The sequence below is a fragment of the Bacillus tuaregi genome, assembly GCF_900104575.1.
Classification (GTDB): Bacteria; Bacillota; Bacilli; order Bacillales; family Cytobacillaceae; genus Bacillus_BD; species Bacillus_BD tuaregi.
On record NZ_LT629731.1, the window covers coordinates 4030760 to 4047402 of the forward strand.

General features: G+C 42.2%; 18 protein-coding genes. All 18 read right to left on the reverse strand.

Annotated features, from left to right (window positions below):
- Window positions 1-172: 172 nt before the first annotated feature.
- Entirely contained in the window at window positions 173-1549 is a 1377-nt protein-coding gene (locus BQ5321_RS21755) for a UDP-N-acetylmuramoyl-tripeptide--D-alanyl-D-alanine ligase (RefSeq protein ID WP_071396444.1), read from the reverse strand.
- 35 nt (window positions 1550-1584) lie between these two features.
- Complete coding sequence (locus BQ5321_RS21760) at window positions 1585-2658, reverse strand: D-alanine--D-alanine ligase (protein WP_071396445.1); 1074 nt, start codon at window positions 2656-2658, stop codon at window positions 1585-1587.
- 287 nt (window positions 2659-2945) lie between these two features.
- Entirely contained in the window at window positions 2946-3260 is a 315-nt protein-coding gene (locus BQ5321_RS21765) for a DMT family transporter (RefSeq protein ID WP_071396446.1), read from the reverse strand.
- Window positions 3261-3263: 3 nt separating this feature from the next.
- Window positions 3264-3605, reverse strand: a complete 342-nt coding sequence (locus tag BQ5321_RS21770) for a DMT family transporter (protein WP_071396447.1) — start codon at window positions 3603-3605, stop codon at window positions 3264-3266.
- Between the two features lie 122 nt (window positions 3606-3727).
- The gene (locus tag BQ5321_RS21775) at window positions 3728-4345 is read right to left on the reverse strand and encodes a histidine phosphatase family protein (RefSeq protein ID WP_071396448.1); all 618 of its coding nucleotides are present in this window, start codon (window positions 4343-4345) and stop codon (window positions 3728-3730) included.
- A 1110-nt stretch (window positions 4346-5455) separates the two neighbouring features.
- Window positions 5456-6181: a hypothetical protein gene (locus BQ5321_RS21780; protein WP_071396449.1), complete on the reverse strand. Its 726-nt coding sequence runs from the start codon at window positions 6179-6181 to the stop codon at window positions 5456-5458.
- Window positions 6178-6660: an ECF transporter S component gene (locus tag BQ5321_RS21785; RefSeq protein WP_071396450.1), complete on the reverse strand. Its 483-nt coding sequence runs from the start codon at window positions 6658-6660 to the stop codon at window positions 6178-6180. The genes BQ5321_RS21780 and BQ5321_RS21785 overlap by 4 nt, the downstream gene beginning before the upstream one ends.
- Entirely contained in the window at window positions 6641-7243 is a 603-nt protein-coding gene (locus tag BQ5321_RS21790; protein WP_071396451.1) for a cob(I)yrinic acid a,c-diamide adenosyltransferase, read from the reverse strand. The genes BQ5321_RS21785 and BQ5321_RS21790 overlap by 20 nt, the downstream gene beginning before the upstream one ends.
- 18 nt (window positions 7244-7261) lie before the next feature.
- Entirely contained in the window at window positions 7262-7696 is a 435-nt protein-coding gene (locus BQ5321_RS21795; RefSeq protein WP_071396452.1) for a bifunctional adenosylcobinamide kinase/adenosylcobinamide-phosphate guanylyltransferase, read from the reverse strand.
- Window positions 7648-8274, reverse strand: coding sequence for a histidine phosphatase family protein (locus tag BQ5321_RS21800; protein WP_071396453.1), 627 nt, complete (start codon window positions 8272-8274; stop codon window positions 7648-7650). Before BQ5321_RS21800 ends, BQ5321_RS21795 begins: the two co-directional genes overlap by 49 nt.
- Window positions 8232-9023: an adenosylcobinamide-GDP ribazoletransferase gene (gene cobS, locus BQ5321_RS21805; RefSeq protein WP_071396454.1), complete on the reverse strand. Its 792-nt coding sequence runs from the start codon at window positions 9021-9023 to the stop codon at window positions 8232-8234. Before cobS ends, BQ5321_RS21800 begins: the two co-directional genes overlap by 43 nt.
- Window positions 9010-10530, reverse strand: coding sequence for a cobyric acid synthase (locus BQ5321_RS21810; RefSeq protein ID WP_071396455.1), 1521 nt, complete (start codon window positions 10528-10530; stop codon window positions 9010-9012). Before BQ5321_RS21810 ends, cobS begins: the two co-directional genes overlap by 14 nt.
- Window positions 10527-11108: a bifunctional adenosylcobinamide kinase/adenosylcobinamide-phosphate guanylyltransferase gene (locus tag BQ5321_RS21815; protein WP_071396456.1), complete on the reverse strand. Its 582-nt coding sequence runs from the start codon at window positions 11106-11108 to the stop codon at window positions 10527-10529. The genes BQ5321_RS21810 and BQ5321_RS21815 overlap by 4 nt, the downstream gene beginning before the upstream one ends.
- Window positions 11078-12163, reverse strand: coding sequence for a threonine-phosphate decarboxylase CobD (cobD, locus tag BQ5321_RS21820; protein ID WP_071396457.1), 1086 nt, complete (start codon window positions 12161-12163; stop codon window positions 11078-11080). The genes BQ5321_RS21815 and cobD overlap by 31 nt, the downstream gene beginning before the upstream one ends.
- Window positions 12138-13103, reverse strand: a complete 966-nt coding sequence (gene cbiB, locus BQ5321_RS21825) for an adenosylcobinamide-phosphate synthase CbiB (protein WP_071396458.1) — start codon at window positions 13101-13103, stop codon at window positions 12138-12140. The genes cobD and cbiB overlap by 26 nt, the downstream gene beginning before the upstream one ends.
- Window positions 13093-14574, reverse strand: a complete 1482-nt coding sequence (locus tag BQ5321_RS21830; RefSeq protein ID WP_071396459.1) for an adenosylcobinamide amidohydrolase — start codon at window positions 14572-14574, stop codon at window positions 13093-13095. The genes cbiB and BQ5321_RS21830 overlap by 11 nt, the downstream gene beginning before the upstream one ends.
- 2 nt (window positions 14575-14576) lie before the next feature.
- The gene (locus tag BQ5321_RS21835) at window positions 14577-15614 is read right to left on the reverse strand and encodes a FecCD family ABC transporter permease (protein ID WP_390622197.1); all 1038 of its coding nucleotides are present in this window, start codon (window positions 15612-15614) and stop codon (window positions 14577-14579) included.
- The gene (locus tag BQ5321_RS21840; RefSeq protein ID WP_071396461.1) at window positions 15598-16599 is read right to left on the reverse strand and encodes an ABC transporter substrate-binding protein; all 1002 of its coding nucleotides are present in this window, start codon (window positions 16597-16599) and stop codon (window positions 15598-15600) included. Before BQ5321_RS21840 ends, BQ5321_RS21835 begins: the two co-directional genes overlap by 17 nt.
- Window positions 16600-16643 lie beyond the last annotated feature (44 nt).

The window sequence follows — 16643 nt, forward strand, 5'->3', positions numbered from 1 at the left end:
TCTATATGTTATTTTTCACACATCCATCATGATGAACGCGTGGAAAATTCATGAAAGAAATTCGCTAGCAAACACGATTTTTTATGAAGCCTAAAAAGCGAAGACCTTGCGGATACAAGGTCTTCTATCATTTTTTAAGGCTTAGTTATACAAGATTGTATTTTTACACAACTTATTTTAATAAAGCATTTACCACTTCTTCAAGTTTCATGCCTCTAGAAGCCTTCACTAAGACAAGAGTCTCCTCATCTGTATACTTCATCAAGCTGTCAATTAATTCTGGTTTATCGTTGAAGGACAAAACTCTATCAGAAGAAAAGACAGTTTGCGCTCCAGCAGCAATTTCTTTCCCTAGCTGACCATATGTAAACACATAATCAACCTTTTCCGGATCAATATATTTCCCCATTTCAAAGTGAAACTCTTTTTCTTTTTCACCCAGCTCCAGCATATCACCAAGCACGAGTATTTTCCTTTGGTAATCAGGAAGGTTCGAAACAAGGTCAACGGCGGCTTTCATCGAAGTAGGACTGGCATTGTATGCATCATTAATAATTTTTTCGCCATTTCTGCCTGCCACCAATTCCATTCTCATATTTGTTAATTTCAGGCTGGCAAAGCCTTCGTTCATTTTAGGAAACGGAATATGAAAATGCTGTGCGACCAGCATCGCCCCAAGGGCATTTAAGACATTATGTGCTCCAAGAACTGGCAGGGAAAACGCAGTAGCATCTCCATTAATTTTAAACGTACTGCCTTGCTGGTTCGTTTCCCATACAACAGGATACAGATTATTCGAGCTTAGACGTCCAAAGGTCTTAACATCTGCACTGCCCTGATACCGTGAAAGTCCTTCCCTCAGCAGTAATTCGTCACCAAAGTAAACAATTAGTCCGTTCTCTTTCAATCCTTCCATGATTTCAAGCTTTGCCTGGGCAATTGCCTCTCTTGAGCCTAAATCCTGTAAGTGTGATTCGCCAATATTGGTGATCACAGCCACATCCGGACGAGCTAGCTTAGACAAAAATTCAATTTCCCCTCTTCCACTCATACCCATTTCTAGAACTGCTATATCAGTATCTTCATCAAGCGAAAGTATCGTAAGCGGCATTCCGATATGATTATTATAGTTACCTTCCGTTTTTTGCACCTTAAATTGCAGTGAAAGTAGATTGGTTGTCATATCCTTCACAGTTGTTTTTCCATTACTGCCGGTTATCCCAACTACCTTTATATCCAGCTCATTACGATAGCTTCGTGATAGCTCTTGTAAGGCGAATAACGTATCCTCGACAACTAAAATCGGAAGGTTAGTTGGGGGATTCGGAACATCCTTCTGCCAGAGAGCAGCAGCTGCTCCCTTTTTTAATGCGTCTTCAACAAAACGATGTCCATCCGATTGCTCACCTTTAAATGGGATAAATAAATTTCCCGGCGTAATTTTTCGTGAATCAATCGATACCCCTTCTATTAAGGTTTCTTGAAAGGCGGTTAGATCATTCTCGATGTTTATCATATTTTGTAGTTGCTGTATTGTTCTTTTAATCATTTTGCCCTCCTCATTATCATGGCTATTCCCGGGCTTTAAAAGGTATATTTAATGCTTTGCTTTTCTTTATATCTTTCCATCCCCAGCTGGACAAGTGTTTCAATTAGCTGCGGATATTCTACATCTGTATGCTTCCAGAGAAGCGGAAACATACTCATCGGTGTAAACCCAGGCATTGTATTTACTTCGTTAATTATTGCTTTCCCGTCATTTGTTAAAAAGAAATCAGCTCTTACTAACCCAGAGCAATCCAGTGCCTTAAAGGCCAATATCGCCATATCGCTTAATGTTTTGTATTCGTCTTTCGTTATTTTGGCAGGAATGATTAGGGCTGTATCACCGTCTTCATACTTTGCCTTATAATCATAGAAAGCTTCCTTGGCTACAATTTCTCCAGCTACAGAGCATTTTGGATTGTCATTTCCAAGCACAGCAATTTCTACTTCTCTAGCGGTGACACCCTCCTCAATAATAACCTTACGATCGAATTGGAAAGCCTCTTGAAATGCTTTTTCCAGCTCTTGGCGGTTTGTACATTTACTAATTCCAACACTTGATCCAAGATTGGCCGGCTTCACGAAACAAGGATATCCAAGTTCCTTCTCCACCTGGTCATAAGCAGATTCCGTCTCGGCATTCCATTCACTTTTAATAAAAGAAACATACTGCACCTGATTAAGTCCTGCATGTGCAAAAATATTCTTCATCACTACTTTATCCATACCGGCAGAAGAAGCAAGTACTCCATTACCAACATAAGGGAGATTTAATATTTCTAAGAGACCCTGGACAGTGCCATCCTCCCCATTCGGTCCATGCAGAAGCGGGAAAATGATGTCGAATGCTTTGCCGTCGTCTGACTGGAAAAGCTTTGCTGAGAATTCTGTATCAGATGAAGATCCTGACTGCTGTAATTGCAGGTCTTCTACTTTATCTACTGGTCCATTTAACTGATTTCCTTTAATCCATTCACCTTTTTCAGTAATATAGATTGGATATATTTCAAATTTAGAATGGTCTAACGCTTTATTCACAGCTAGTGCTGTCCGCAATGATACTTGATGCTCAGCCGATTTCCCACCATATAATAAACCTAATTTTGTTTTCATTTGAGACCTCCAAATTATCGAATTCGTCCGTCAAATTTGCGCCCGGATTTTTCTTAAAAAAAATCAAACCATTAACATTTTACCACTTTATAAAATAAGCGGGAGGGTTACTTAGACCTGATTTTATCAGTTTTTCATTATGTGAATGCCTCCAACATTGAAATTCCCATTCCCTATCATATGTATGGGCTGGCTGTACCGAAACCCCTTCAGACCGCCACCAGTTTGTCTTTTTTATCCATAGGCTACGTTAAAGGGCATGGTTGATTTATAAAGGATTGATTTCTTTAACCTATGGACTTCAAACCAACTACGCCAGCAATAATCATAAGGAGAAACATAACCCGCTTCCAATTGCGTGATTCACCAAAGAATAAAATCCCAAGGATCACACTGCCTGCTGCTCCAATTCCTGTCCAAATTCCATAGCCTGTCCCAATCGGGATAATCAGTAACGCCTTGGCTAAAAAGTAAAAGCTAAAGGCGCTAAAAATCAAGGTTAAGAGAGTATATCGGTGTCGGGTAAATCCATCAGACAGCTTCATAAAAATAACAAAACCAACCTCACACAATCCAGCTATAATCAAATAAATCCATTCCATTTTCTATATTTCCTTTTCCTGTTCATTTTCACCCATTGTCATTTTTAAGCCAATAATACCGCCAATTAAGAGGCTTAGAAAGAAAATTTTCAAAAAACCACCTGACTCATTTAATAACATCATACTAATAATCACAGTACCTGCTGCTCCTATTCCCGTAAACACAGCATAGGCCGTCCCAACCGGAATTGTCTTCATCGCTTTTGCAAATAAAAGAAAGCTAACCAAAATAAAGAAGATGGTAACAGCAGACCATAATGGATTAGTAAAACCTTCTGAATATTTCAAACCGAATGCCCAAACAATTTCACTTAAACCAGCAAGTAATAACAATACCCACGGCATAGCTTATTCCCCTTTATTATCAATTAAAAAAACAGAGTAAAAAATCACTCTGTTTCACATCATACTATTAATTATATACTAATCCGATTTATTTTGTATTGTTCGAAAGCAGACGAAGTTGCTCAATTTTGCGTGACATGACTCATATCGCCCTCGACCAATAACTCAAACCGCCCATTTTCTAATTTCACAATTGTTAGGCTTGTTCCTTCCACAGTTTCTTCCGTCCAAAAGTCCTTTATATCTACCGCTTTAAAAATCAGATAAAGAACTTTAATAAACAGACCATGTGTAATTACTAAAAGGTTTCCACTCATTTCACTATTTTGTATTTCATTTAAAAAATCTTGTGCTCTTTCAAACATTTCGATGAATGATTCTCCGTCACCGCTTTTTTGATAATGATTAGGCTGATTCATATATGTTTTATACTGTGATGGGAATTGTTCCTTGATTTCCTTTGTTGTTAATCCCTGCCAGAGGCCTAAGTGCATCTCCATAATCCGTTCGTCTGTCTGGATAGGAGTGGTTTCGGTCCCACGAATGAGCTGCGCTGTTTCTATGGCCCGTTGACTTGGGCTTGAGATGATTCCTGTGAACGGGGTATTCTTCAGCTTGTCACCAAGCAGCCTTGCGTATTCCCGGCCCTTTTCAGTCAAATCTGAATTAAGTCTTCCTTGAATGCGGTCCACCTTATTCCACTCTGTTTCCCCATGCCTAACAATATATAACTTTAGCATACTCCTACTCTCCTATACTTTGTAAAACTTATGTGACAGTGTATTGGCTGCTTTTTGTTTTTTTTGAACACACTTCATAGACATTTTACTCGCTTTAAGACTGCGTTTTGGCCTTTTGAACACGTCTATTGGACACTTTACTCGATTCTAGACTGCGTTTTGGCCTTTTGAGCTCGCCTATTGGACACTTCACTCGATTCTAGACTGCGTTTTGGCCTTTTGAGCTCGTCTATTGGACACTTTACTCGATTCTAGAATGTGTTTTGGCCTTTTGAACACGTCTATTGGACACTTTACTCGATTCTAGACTGCGTTTTGGCCTTTTGAACACGTCTATTGGACACTTTACTCGATTCTAGACTGTGCTTTGGCCTTTTGAGCTCGCCTATTGGACACTTTACTCGATTCTAGACTGTGTTTTGGCCTTTTGAACGCGTCTATTGGACACTTCACTCGATTCTAGACTGTGTTTTGGCCTTTTGAACACGCCTATTGGACACTTTACTCGATTCTAGACTGCGTTTTGGCCTTTTGGGCTCGTCTATTAGACACTTCACTCGATTCTAGACTGTGCTTTGGCCTTTTGAACACGTCTATTGGACACTTCACTCGATTCTAGACTGCGTTTTGGCCTTTTGAACATGTCTATTGGACACTTCACTCGATTCTAGACTGTGCTTTGGTCTTTTGAACATGTCTATTGGACACTTTACTCGATTCTAGACTGTGCTTTGGCCTTTTGAACACGTCTATTGGACACTTTACTCGATTCTAGACTGTGTTTTGGCCTTTTGAACATGTCTATTGGACACTTCACTCGATTCTAGACTGCGTTTTGGTCTTTTGAACATGTCTATTGGACACTTCACTCGATTCTAGACTGTGTTTTGGCCTTTTGAACACGTCTATTGGACACTTTACTCGATTCTAGACTGTGTTTTGGCCTTTTGAGCTCGCCTATTGGACACTTCACTCGATTCTAGACTGCGTTTTGGCCTTTTGGGCTCGTCTATTGGACACTTTACTCGATTCTAGACTGTGCTTTGGCCTTTTGAACACGTCTATTGGACATTTTACTCGATTCACAGCTGCCTTTTGTCCATCAAAAAATTAATTTACCTCTATTTCCAGCGAATGATAAAGCCCGGAGGTCATTTCCTTCACAACCGGCTCCAGCACAGCAGGAAATGCAGCTAATACACAGGTCGAGGGGCCCGAGGTTTTCACTAAATCAACAGCACAGCAGACTGATTCCAGGGCAAGCCCCTTATCGCCTGTCAGCACCTTTAACTCATGAAAGACACCCTTTGACCCGACAGGTAACAGGATCACTTCATCCAACAGACTCATTTTTTGAAAAAGGGAAAGCGGTACAATCTCATGGCTCTTAGCAAGTACCTCTTCACCTACCAAGGGTGAGCCGATAACTGCAAGCTTCATCCCAGCATAGGTTGAACTTTGGTCCGAGGGTTCCTGAATTCTTTTTCCCATCACAATCGTACCAAGTGCAGATTGTAGCAGTTGAAAATTACTTTCCGTACTCCCTGTGATGGACACTGTTGACATCATACCCAGTTCCTTTAAGCCGCGTTCTACTCCATCAACAATTGAATACCATGCTTCGTCACCGCAAAAATTATGAATAACAACAGAAAAAGGCACTCCTCCTGCAGCGATACACTCCATTGCCGCTACTCTTAGACTGAAGTAAGAAACAATATCATAAGGAGTCTTCACAGTATCACTTTCCTTTAATCCGATACCACCACTGTTATCAGCTGCAATAATGAGTGATTCATGTTCATTTAATGGAATGACTGTCACATCTCTTTTCATTTTACCGTTTCCTTATGGAGAAAAACATTTGCTAAGCGAGATGACAGTAACAGTGCAAGTATCGTATTGAGCAAGGAGCCAATTAGCAAAGATGGAATCATACCGATATAGAAGCCAGTACCCATAATAAATAAAAACGGTAAAGGTGAAAGAAATGTATTTCCAATCACAAAGAGAATACTAGCTAAGATCCCTTTACCCTTACGATAAATTTCCGTAAACAACCATGCAAGCAAGGCCATTTCCACAGCAATTAAGAAGTGAAAGGGTCCTAATGGCATTCCGCCAATCAGCGCAGAGACAAGATGACCAAAAAGGGCAACGAATGCCCCTGGAAGACTTCCTATTAGGGCACCCGCAATTAGAGCGGGTACCATATCTAACGCAACACTGGACACAACAGCCGGGATTTTAATCGAAGCCCCAACAACAGACAGCGCAATGAATAAACTAATCAGACTAATCCTTTTTATGTTCATTTTCAGCTGCCTCGCTTCTCTTACCACCGCGGAATACCGGTGCGCTGCGGACATATACTATATCCTTTACATTCAGTCGGGCATTCACCACTCGAGCAACGGCAAAGAAGTAATCAGAAAGCCTGTTCAGAAATTGTAGCTGACGTTGATATTCATTGTCCTCCTTCAACAGCTTAACGACTAGACGCTCTGCTCTTCTTGTAATGGTACGCGCGATATGAAGAGTAGCTGCCGCAGGAGAGCCACCGGGTAAAATAAATCTCTCGAGCTCCGGAGCTTCTGTTATCAATTCATCAATTCGAGCTTCCAAATAAGTAATCGATTCACTCGTTAATTTAGGCTCCCGTTTTTTCGTGACATTTGCTAAATCGCCGCCGCAGTCAAAAAGCTCATGTTGAATTTTTTCTAAATCATCTAGAATATCCTTAAATATATTCTTATCTAGCTGTGTTACCGCCTGACCAACAAAACTATTAACTTCATCAACCGTTCCATAAGCCTCTACTCTAACATCATCCTTATCCACTCTGCCGCCAATAATACTGGTTTGCCCTTTATCGCCTGTTCTCGTATATAATTTCATAACCATTCTCCCTCTCGTCTATTTTATTCTTTGATTCATTCCATACCAGATAAGGTCCACACGGTCTGAAGCCGCTGCTATTTCCTGAAAAACCCTTCCTGTAACATCACGCCACACTCGCTCCTCTAGGGTAGCCGGGACAATTCCCTTCGTTAAATCCGAACCGATTAAAGTAACCATTCTTCCCGGCTTCCCTTTTTCCCACTGCTTCCATTGCTGCAGGAGCGTGTACCATTTTTCTCTAACAGCCCCTTCATCTTGATGCTTTAGCAACACCTTGACCCAATGCTCAATTCCCTCTAATACTAAAATGTCCGGAATAGAGTCTAAGCTGTCCGGTAAATTCTCGTGCTGATAAGCAGAAATCCAACGGTTGTTTTCTTTAGTTAGTTGATTATATGCCTTTACCCATTTTGATTTTCCATTAAAGGCACCGCCCGTAACAAAGTGCAACGTTCACCCCTCCTGAAAGCTTCTTCTTGTGACCACACGAGCTCGAACCCATTTCCATGAGGAACCTTCCACTCCCAAAAATCACGCTTTTCATATAGCTTTGATAAAAAGTAACGAATAACCCCACCATGTGTCACAATCGCAAGGCGCTGAATATTGTCCTCCTTCATCATCGAAAGTACCCTTCGCCACCCCTCATCAACTCTTTTGGCAAAAACAGAATAGCTTTCACCTTGAGGCGGAATCATCTCATATTGATTGCTTAGCCATTTTTCATAATAACGGTCCCCCGTCAGCTCAGCATATGTTTTTCCTTCCCATTCACCAAAATGAAGCTCGCGAAATTCAGGGAATGCCGTCGTTTTCTGCTCAGGAAACAATATTTGAGCGGTTTGTAAACAGCGTTGTAAATCACTTGTCACGATTCTTTCATACGGAGAAGGCTGAAAACAATTTCCGGCCAATGCCTCTTTTACATCTTCACAAATAGGAGAATCTGTCCAGCCAATATAAGCCTTCCGTCTATTCTCCTCAGTTAAACCGTGGCGAAATAATGCCACAACCACAGCGTCATCCATAAGGCGATTTCCACTCCTTCCACTGATGCCCCTAAGACATCACCAGTAATTCCTCCAAACCATTTGACCGTTTTTCTCGCCGCAAACACCACAAACATCATGGCAACAAGTATGAGCAAGAATGCTCCGCCAAGCACCTTAGGCCAGAATCCGAAAAACACTCCAACCAGAATAAGAGTATAAATAGGATAAATCCAAAGGGTGTACCTTGAGGCTGCGTTTTTGAACAAGGTGCCTAGCCCCTCCTCTTTTGCTGCCTTGACACGTATTAACAGAATGCCCATTACACTTTTACTTAAAAAAGGGATAAAGGCAATTAGTGCATAGGTACTATAGGACAGTTGAACGGCCGTCTCATAAATAAACAGAAACTTAGCACTCAAAAGAACGATAACGGAAAGAACACCAAATGCCCCAACCCTTGAGTCCTTCATAATTTCCAGTCTTCGCGAAAGATCACGATAGGAGAAATAGGCATCACTTGCATCCATCCAACCATCCAAATGCAATCCACCCGTAATCACAATCATGGAAAGCCAGACAAAGAATGCTGCCGCAAGCGGTGACAATGGTGTCCACTCGGAAATAAGAAACAAAACAAAGGCATAGAAAATACCCTGTAATAGACCTAAAATCGGAAAGGTTTTTATCGCCTTTTCAATATGGACACGGTCCATTGGTACTTCGTATGGAATCGGAATGCTCGTAAAAAACTGAAAGGCCATAATCAATCCTTTAATGGTCTTCATGCTCATATTCCCAATCATTTATGATTTTTTTGATTCTATCAATATCCAGATATTTCTCCATTTCCTCTGCCAGACGTTCGTAACGTACTTCCTTTAACGCGCCGACATCCACCCTGGCTTTCTGCGGCAGTCCGATATGATCACGGATGCGGTTTAACCAAAGGTTGCGCCAGCCGTCATTATGAAAGAGGTGATGCAGGTAAGTACCAATAATACGGCCACTGTCCCCGTAGTAGCCTTCCTCGCGCTTGTTCTCGAATATAAATAACGGGCTGCTTGCCGAATCCGAAATAACTGTATCACCTAAGTGAATTTCATATCCTTCTATATTCTCCTCTTCACACAATCCTATTTGATGGTGATAGGTTCCAAATGCACGAATGGTTTTCTTTTCCTTTTGAAAATGGGTGACAGCATCGATGAGACCCAAGCCGTCCTCTTCTAAGCCTGCTGACCCAGTATCCGTACCCTCGACATCCACTAATGTTTTCCCAAGTATTTGATAACCACCGCAAATCCCTGTCACGAAGCCGCCTTCACGGGCAAAGCTGACAATCCTTTCCACAAGGCCCGCTTGACGCAAATATTGCAAATCACGGATGGTACTTTTTGTCCCTGGGATGATGACGGCATCCGGCTTCCCCCATTCTGAAGCATCACGAACAAAGCGCAAAGTAACATCTTCTTCATGCAAAAACGGTTCAATATCACTAATATTGGAAGCATACGGCAGCTGGATTACGGCAATCTCTAGTTCACCCGTCTTTTTCAGGCTGCGAAACTCATGAATCGATAAGGAGTCCTCACGGTCAATCATATGGTTACTGATATATGGAAGTACACCGAGGACGGGGATTCCAGTCCTTTCTTCAAGAAAGGTAATCCCATCTTGAAATAAATGAAAATCACCGCGAAATTTGTTAATGAGGATGCCTTTTACTCTTTTCCGTTCTTCTTCCGTAAATAGCTCCAGCGTCCCAATAATGCTGGCAAAAACACCGCCGCGGTCAATATCTGCGGCAAGAAAAACCGGTACGTCTGCCATTTCAGCCACCTTCATATTGACAAGCTCACGGTCCTTTAAATTCATTTCAACCGGACTGCCTGCTCCCTCCATAATAAGGAAATCATACTTCTTTGAAAGCTCCTGAAGTGACTCTTGAATCACCTCAAGCCCCCTTTCATAGAAGGTTTCTCGATAGCCCTTGCCGGACAGCGTTTTATGCACCTTCCCCAGCAGTACTACCTCTGAATTCCTATCAGACTGTGGCTTCAGAAGGATTGGATTCATCCAAACAGAAGCCTCTGTTTTTGCCGCTTCCGCCTGGATACCTTGGGCACGTCCAATTTCTGAGCCGTCCTTCGTTACATAGGAGTTATTCGACATATTCTGTGATTTATAAGGAGCTACCTTTACTCCATCATTAACAAGGATTCTGCATAATGCGGTCACAATTAAGCTTTTCCCCACATCAGAACCGGTTCCTTGAATCATGAAACCCTTCATTTGACCACACCTTTCATATCAATCGGAATCCCCATCTCGACTAGATAGGCATTTTGGGCGGAGGAGACAATTTCTTGATGTAATTTACCCAGCATACGACTGTATTGAAGTACAAGCTCATTATCAGCTACTGGTTCATTCAGCACTTCATTGCTCACTATCACGAGTGTCCGTACCTTCTCGGCAATTTGTACGATACCCTCCCACATCACTCCAAATAAGTCTGCCAAGTACTCTTCTTTCTGCCATCTATCTTCTTCGAAAAATAACTCGTTATTCAGCCAGGTTGTTAAGCAATCAAGCAACACAACATCGTTCCTTTCGAAGACTTCAGCTAGCTCTCCAATGGATACGGGTTTTTCCCAGGTCTTCCATTCTAATCCGCTTTGATTTCGCCCTTCCTGATGCCGTTTAATCCGCTTCTGCATTTCAGTGTCTGACGGCTGCATGGCTGCAATATAGTGGAGTTTGCCGGAAGGTCCTTTCTTCCATATATCAGCGGCCAATTTTTCAGCAAAGCTGCTTTTCCCGCTCCTTACACCACCTGTTATAAAGATGATGGATTCAAGCTGCGCCATGATTTCATCGCCTCCATCAGCATTTTGTTCTCAGTGGTGGTTCGAATCGCAAACCGCAGCCATCGACCATCTAGACCTGGGAAATTAAAGGTATGTCTCGGAACAATTCCCTGGTTTAATAAAAACTCAAACAGTGGATATTGGTTATTGAGTTGACCATCTCTCAGCAGATAAAAATTGATAGCCGTATCAGAAACCTCGAAATGATTCTCCTTATAAAAATGAAAAAGCGTTTCGCGCTCAGCCTGAATGTACGCAATGGTGTCCATGATATGCTTATCATCCTCAAGACACCAGACTCCCGCTTGAATGGCCACGCTGTTAACACTCCAATGCGGCTGCCAATTTGACATCGTTTCGATTATTTTCTCATCGGCCATCAGATAGCCGAGGCGTAAGCCTGGAATGGCAAATATTTTTGTTAAGGAACGCATGAGGATTAGATTCGGAAAATCCTTTATATATGGAACGAGCGATTCATAATCTGCTACAAAATCATAAAAAGCTTCATCGACAATCAAGAGACAGTCCTTACGCTTACAGGCCTCAAGGATGGGGAGCAAAATTTCCGTGCGATAATAACGACCAGTTGGGTTACTCGGATTGCAAAGAAAAACAGCTTCAGCCTGTGAAATCTTTTCAACTAAGTCCTCAAGGTGAATATCCCAGCCATCTGACAGCTGATAATAAGAAACCTCGCAATGATTCACCTTGCAAGCCTTTTCGTATTCGGAAAAAGCCGGTTCTACAATCAGTACCCTTCTTCCCGCAATCACTCTTCCCATTAGGCTAATGATTTCAGCTCCGCCATTTCCTATGAGAATCTGACTTTCTTCAATTCCTTCCTGCTGGGCAATTTTCTGCTTCAATGAAGCGGTATGCGGATCAGGGTAGGTTCCAATTCCGTGAAGAAGCTCGCTCCAGCGTTCCTTGAGGACAGCAGGAGGGCCAAGCGGATTGATGTTTGCGCTGAAATCAAGCGTGTGATCCGGCAAGGCAAGCCCAGCCGCTTCGTATAAATAATGAGGGTTAGAACCATGTGACGGCCATGTCAATGAACACACCTCCAAGCCATAAAATAATTAAAAATAAAAGGGTCGTCCGAGTAAGAATGGTATTCATTCGGATAATATCGTTACTTTCTAATGGAAAGAGCGGGTCGCCCATTTTTGCACGATTTGAAATGATTCCCTTATATGTATTTACTCCGCCCAACTGAACTCCTAAGAGACCTGCAGCCGCTGCTTCACACCAACCGCTATTTGGACTTGGGTGTTTTTTTGCATCACGGAACAGAATTGACCAAGTCTTCCTCCGGTCCGTTTTATAAGGCCGGTTAGCAAGCAGCATGGCAAAGCCTGTCAGCCGGCTCGGAATCCAATTGGCCAGATCATCCATTCTGGCTGACGCCCAGCCAAACCATAGATAGGTATCATTTTTATAACCGACCATTGAATCACAGGTGTTAATCGCTCGATAGACGAGCGCTAAAGGGGCCCCGCCCACTAAAGCCCAGAACATAGGTGCGGTAACACCATCGCTTGTGTTTTCAGCAACCGTTTCAACCGTACCGCGGACGATTTCCGGTTCTTCCAAATAATATGTATCTCTGCCAACGATATAGGATAGCTTAAGACGTGCCTCGTCTACGTCTCCTTTTTTCAGTGGGTGATAGACCTCTAAAGCAGCAGTCTTCAAGCTTTTCTGTGCTATCGTTGTGCTAATCAACACACCCTCCACCACAATCCCCACTAATGAGTGAAGAGAATAGGCAATCATGCAAAGCATCAATGAAGCTAGAAGCACCGTAAGCATCACGATCAACAGCATGCCAAGTCCCTTCCATTTCTTTCTCGTCCCTTGATTTAGCTGTTTATCAAGAACCGAGATGAATTGGCCAAACCATTTTACAGGATGCGGCCATGAAGGGGGATCCCCAACAATTCGGTCAATGATAACAGCTAATGTAATCGCTAATGAATGTTCAATCAACATAACTTTCTCTTCTTTCCCTGCTCTTTCTAATGGCTTCCTTTGTACATTCATACACACCCTTGCCTATTAGCTTTCCGAGCGGTGTAATGCTCCCGGCAAATTCAAGCATCTGTCCCTTTTGTGTCGCAGCAATCAAGATGCTATCCGTAGACGTCCCCGTTGCAATCGTTCCGGTTTGAGCATCGCGAATATCCATATCATGCATCACCTTGACCTTTGCTTCGGTAGCAGTCATAACTGCCTGGATAAACGCCTCATCTGTTAAATCACCATTAATAAACAACCAAGTATTAATGGTACCGGGCAATAATTCGTAGCTCTGCTCAAAGCTTTTTGATACATCAACAGCATTGCCGACACCTGCAGTCACAATCACCATTAAAGAAAATCCTTGCTCCTCATAATGACGAAAAACCACATCCTTCGTATAAACAGCCGTCATCATTCCTACCGTTTCCGACGGCTCAAAACCATTAGCCTTTAAGAAATCACTCATCTCTTCACGATGATCATCACAATGATAGTTTCGATCAACATGCCGGTTAACAAACGTGTTATACCAGCCCATGCCAGAGCCTGTTACCCCGGATGACATCGTACGTAAAGCTAATGGTGATTGTAAGACAATATATTCTGGATTCACTCGCATGTTCTCTTCTGTAATCTTCATCTCATTTTGAACAACCTGATAATAGGATTCCGGCAGCAAAACGAGCTGCGGGGCTGGAACCTTTGGGTGAGGATGCTTTCTAATCTCAGTCTTGTAGACGCGCTCAATCGTGTCCTGTTTCAATACTTCATTTGGCGTATCATAGCGATTAACCGTGCCATTTTCAAGCAGGAGAAGACGATCACAATACAGGCCAGCCAAATTCAAATCATGAAAAATAGATACGACGGTTAAATGCTTCTCAAGCGTCCATTTTTTCAATAAGTCCAGAAGTTCCTTTTGATAGGATAAATCCAAGTGATTCGTCGGTTCATCTAAAAGTAATATTTCCGGCTCCTGCGCAAGCGCCTGAGCCAAGAAAACCCGCTGCCTCTCACCACCAGATAATAATTGAATCGGCTGCTCCTGTAAGGAATCCACCCCCGTCCAGCTCATGACCTCTTGGACAATCTCCTCGTCTTCCTTGCTCCACTCAGTAAAAAAACCTGTTTGATGTGCATATCTTCCAAGTGATACTGTTTCTTTAACCGAATAGGAAAAGGCCTCAGATGAATGCTGTGAAAGGACTGCAATCACCTTTGCCAGCTGTTTCGTAGAATATTTTTTTAACGGCTGCCCCTTCAAGTGAATATGTCCTAGATGATAGGGTAAAATACCGCTTATCATCTTAAGCAACGTGGTTTTTCCGCTTCCATTCGGGCCAAGAATTCCAAACAACTCACCTTTTTTAACTTGAAATGACACATCTTTAATTACTGAATCACTGTTGTAGCCGCCATATAATTGTTCAACCTCAAGCATGCTTACCGTCTCCTTTCCTTCCTCTTACTGCCAATCAGAATAATCGCAAACACCGGAGCTCCGATTAAGGAGGTAATCACGCCAATGGGAAGTTCCGTTGGTGAAATAATCGTTCTTGCCACAAGGTCAGCCAGAATTAAGAAGCTGCTTCCGGTCAAGATGGACAACGGTAACAAATGTCGATGGTCAGGCCCCCACAATAGCCTTGTTAAATGCGGAATAACTAAGCCGACAAAACCAATCGTCCCTGACACCGCAACAGCTGCCCCTGTTAAAATCGAGCCGGCTATTAAGATGAGCAGCTTCCGTTTTTGCACATTAACACCCAAATGCTGAGCGCGTTCCTCCCCAAATGACAACGCATTCAATTCACTAGCATTGACTAGCACAAGCACAGAACCAATGATAAAAAACGGAAGGATAATCTTAATATAGTCCCAGCCTCTCATCGATACACTACCGAGCAGCCAGCCAATGATTTGCCGCAGCTCTTCACCAGTTAAAGCAATCATGAGGGAAATAAACGCACTTAAAAAGGAACTAAATATCACACCTGTTAGAATGATGGTTTCAACTTTCATCGAACGGTCAATTCTTTGTGAAAATAAAAGAACAATGAATATCGTTAGAAAAGAACAAACAATACTAAATAAGGGCAAAGTAAACTTTCCAATCAGTGGTAATGATAAATTGAAAAAGATGGTGACAACGGCACCAACTGATGCTCCTGATGAAACCCCAAGCGTATAAGGGTCTGCGAGCGGATTCCGTAACAGCCCTTGAAAAGCTGCTCCCGCAATGGCAAGGGATGCACCCACTAAGCCTGCTAAAATCACTCTCGGTAAACGAATATTTAAGACAATATTTGAATACATCGGATCCACCTGCTCTATTGATAAGCCAAATAGACCAGCTCCAATGATTTTGACAATATCGAAAATAGGTACAGAAACTGTACCTATTGATATAGCAACAAGCATAGCTGTGATTAATAAAACCACAGCAAGCATGTAGGCAGCTATTTTATTGATTGAAAACATCTGGATAAACCGCTTTTGCAACTTCCTCTACTCCTTCTACAAGGCGAGGCCCTGAACGTGTTACTACATCGGAATTAACATCAAAAACTTGTTCATTTTTGACTGCGTTAACATCCTGCCAGCCTTCGCGGCTTAGTAATTGTTCAGCAGCATCTGGTGTATAAAATCCATAGGTTGTAATAATGACATCAGGATTACTAGCAATAATTGCCTCTTGATCAACCTTTGGCCAACTTTCCTCTGTCACTATGTTCTCTGCATTAATCATTTCTAGCATTTCATCCATAAACGTATTCTTTCCTGCAGAATATATTTCTGGAGCCGGCATGATTTCGATATATACCTTTTTCCTGTCTTCCTCTTTAATGGCAGCTGCCTTCTCTTTTATGTTTTCAATCCTTGTTTGCATATCAGTGACAATTTCGTTAGCCTTTTTCTGTGTTCCTGTAGCCTTCCCTATCATCTCAATAGCTTCATACACGGAAACAAAGCTTGTTGCATCATTCACGACAAGGACGGTAATCCCTGCATCACGGAGCTGCTGTAAACCTTCAGGTGAACTGCCCATTGAAGATCCGCCATGTGCCAGAACAAGATCAGGCTGTAATGAAATAATTTTCTCTATATTAAGGTCCATGCCTCCGATTTTTTCTATTTCTAATACTTCTTCCGGATAATTGTCATTATCATTTACACCAACAATGTCATCTCCTAGACCTAAGGCAAAAGAAATTTCCGTATTACTTGGGATAAGCGATACAATTCTTTCCGGCTTTGATTCAATCTCAACTCCATTATCTGTTGCATCCTTTATTGTAACTGGAAATGCACCATTTTCTGTTTCATCTGCGCCATCGGATTCTGTCTCTACTGTCTCTTTATTCTGCTCATCTTGAGCCGCTTCATTCTCATCTGCACCGCCGCAGCCCGCTAATACCAAAAGGCTTAACAGTAGAGCAAGCCATAATGCATAAAGTTTTTTCAATCTATTTTCCTCCCTTTACCGTATAGTTTTTTCACACAAAAAAA

Bases quoted from the DNA above. Each gene is read 5' to 3' on its own strand.
- BQ5321_RS21770 (WP_071396447.1), bottom strand. From the start codon at position 3,605: ATGCCGTGGGTATTGTTATTACTTGCTGGTTTAAGTGAAATTGTTTGG.
- BQ5321_RS21765 (WP_071396446.1), bottom strand. From the start codon at position 3,260: ATGGAATGGATTTATTTGATTATAGCTGGATTGTGTGAGGTTGGTTTT.
- BQ5321_RS21810 (WP_071396455.1), bottom strand. From the start codon at position 10,530: ATGAAGGGTTTCATGATTCAAGGAACCGGTTCTGATGTGGGGAAAAGC.
- BQ5321_RS21815 (WP_071396456.1), bottom strand. From the start codon at position 11,108: ATGGCGCAGCTTGAATCCATCATCTTTATAACAGGTGGTGTAAGGAGC.
- BQ5321_RS21775 (WP_071396448.1), bottom strand. From the start codon at position 4,345: ATGCTAAAGTTATATATTGTTAGGCATGGGGAAACAGAGTGGAATAAG.
- BQ5321_RS21835 (WP_390622197.1), bottom strand. From the start codon at position 15,614: ATGTTTTCAATCAATAAAATAGCTGCCTACATGCTTGCTGTGGTTTTA.
- cobS (WP_071396454.1), bottom strand. From the start codon at position 9,023: ATGAAGACCATTAAAGGATTGATTATGGCCTTTCAGTTTTTTACGAGC.
- BQ5321_RS21780 (WP_071396449.1), bottom strand. From the start codon at position 6,181: ATGAAAAGAGATGTGACAGTCATTCCATTAAATGAACATGAATCACTC.
- BQ5321_RS21785 (WP_071396450.1), bottom strand. From the start codon at position 6,660: ATGAACATAAAAAGGATTAGTCTGATTAGTTTATTCATTGCGCTGTCT.
- BQ5321_RS21760 (WP_071396445.1), bottom strand. From the start codon at position 2,658: ATGAAAACAAAATTAGGTTTATTATATGGTGGGAAATCGGCTGAGCAT.
- cbiB (WP_071396458.1), bottom strand. From the start codon at position 13,103: ATGTTGATTGAACATTCATTAGCGATTACATTAGCTGTTATCATTGAC.
- BQ5321_RS21800 (WP_071396453.1), bottom strand. From the start codon at position 8,274: ATGGATGACGCTGTGGTTGTGGCATTATTTCGCCACGGTTTAACTGAG.
- BQ5321_RS21755 (WP_071396444.1), bottom strand. From the start codon at position 1,549: ATGATTAAAAGAACAATACAGCAACTACAAAATATGATAAACATCGAG.
- BQ5321_RS21830 (WP_071396459.1), bottom strand. From the start codon at position 14,574: ATGCTTGAGGTTGAACAATTATATGGCGGCTACAACAGTGATTCAGTA.
- BQ5321_RS21790 (WP_071396451.1), bottom strand. From the start codon at position 7,243: ATGAAATTATATACGAGAACAGGCGATAAAGGGCAAACCAGTATTATT.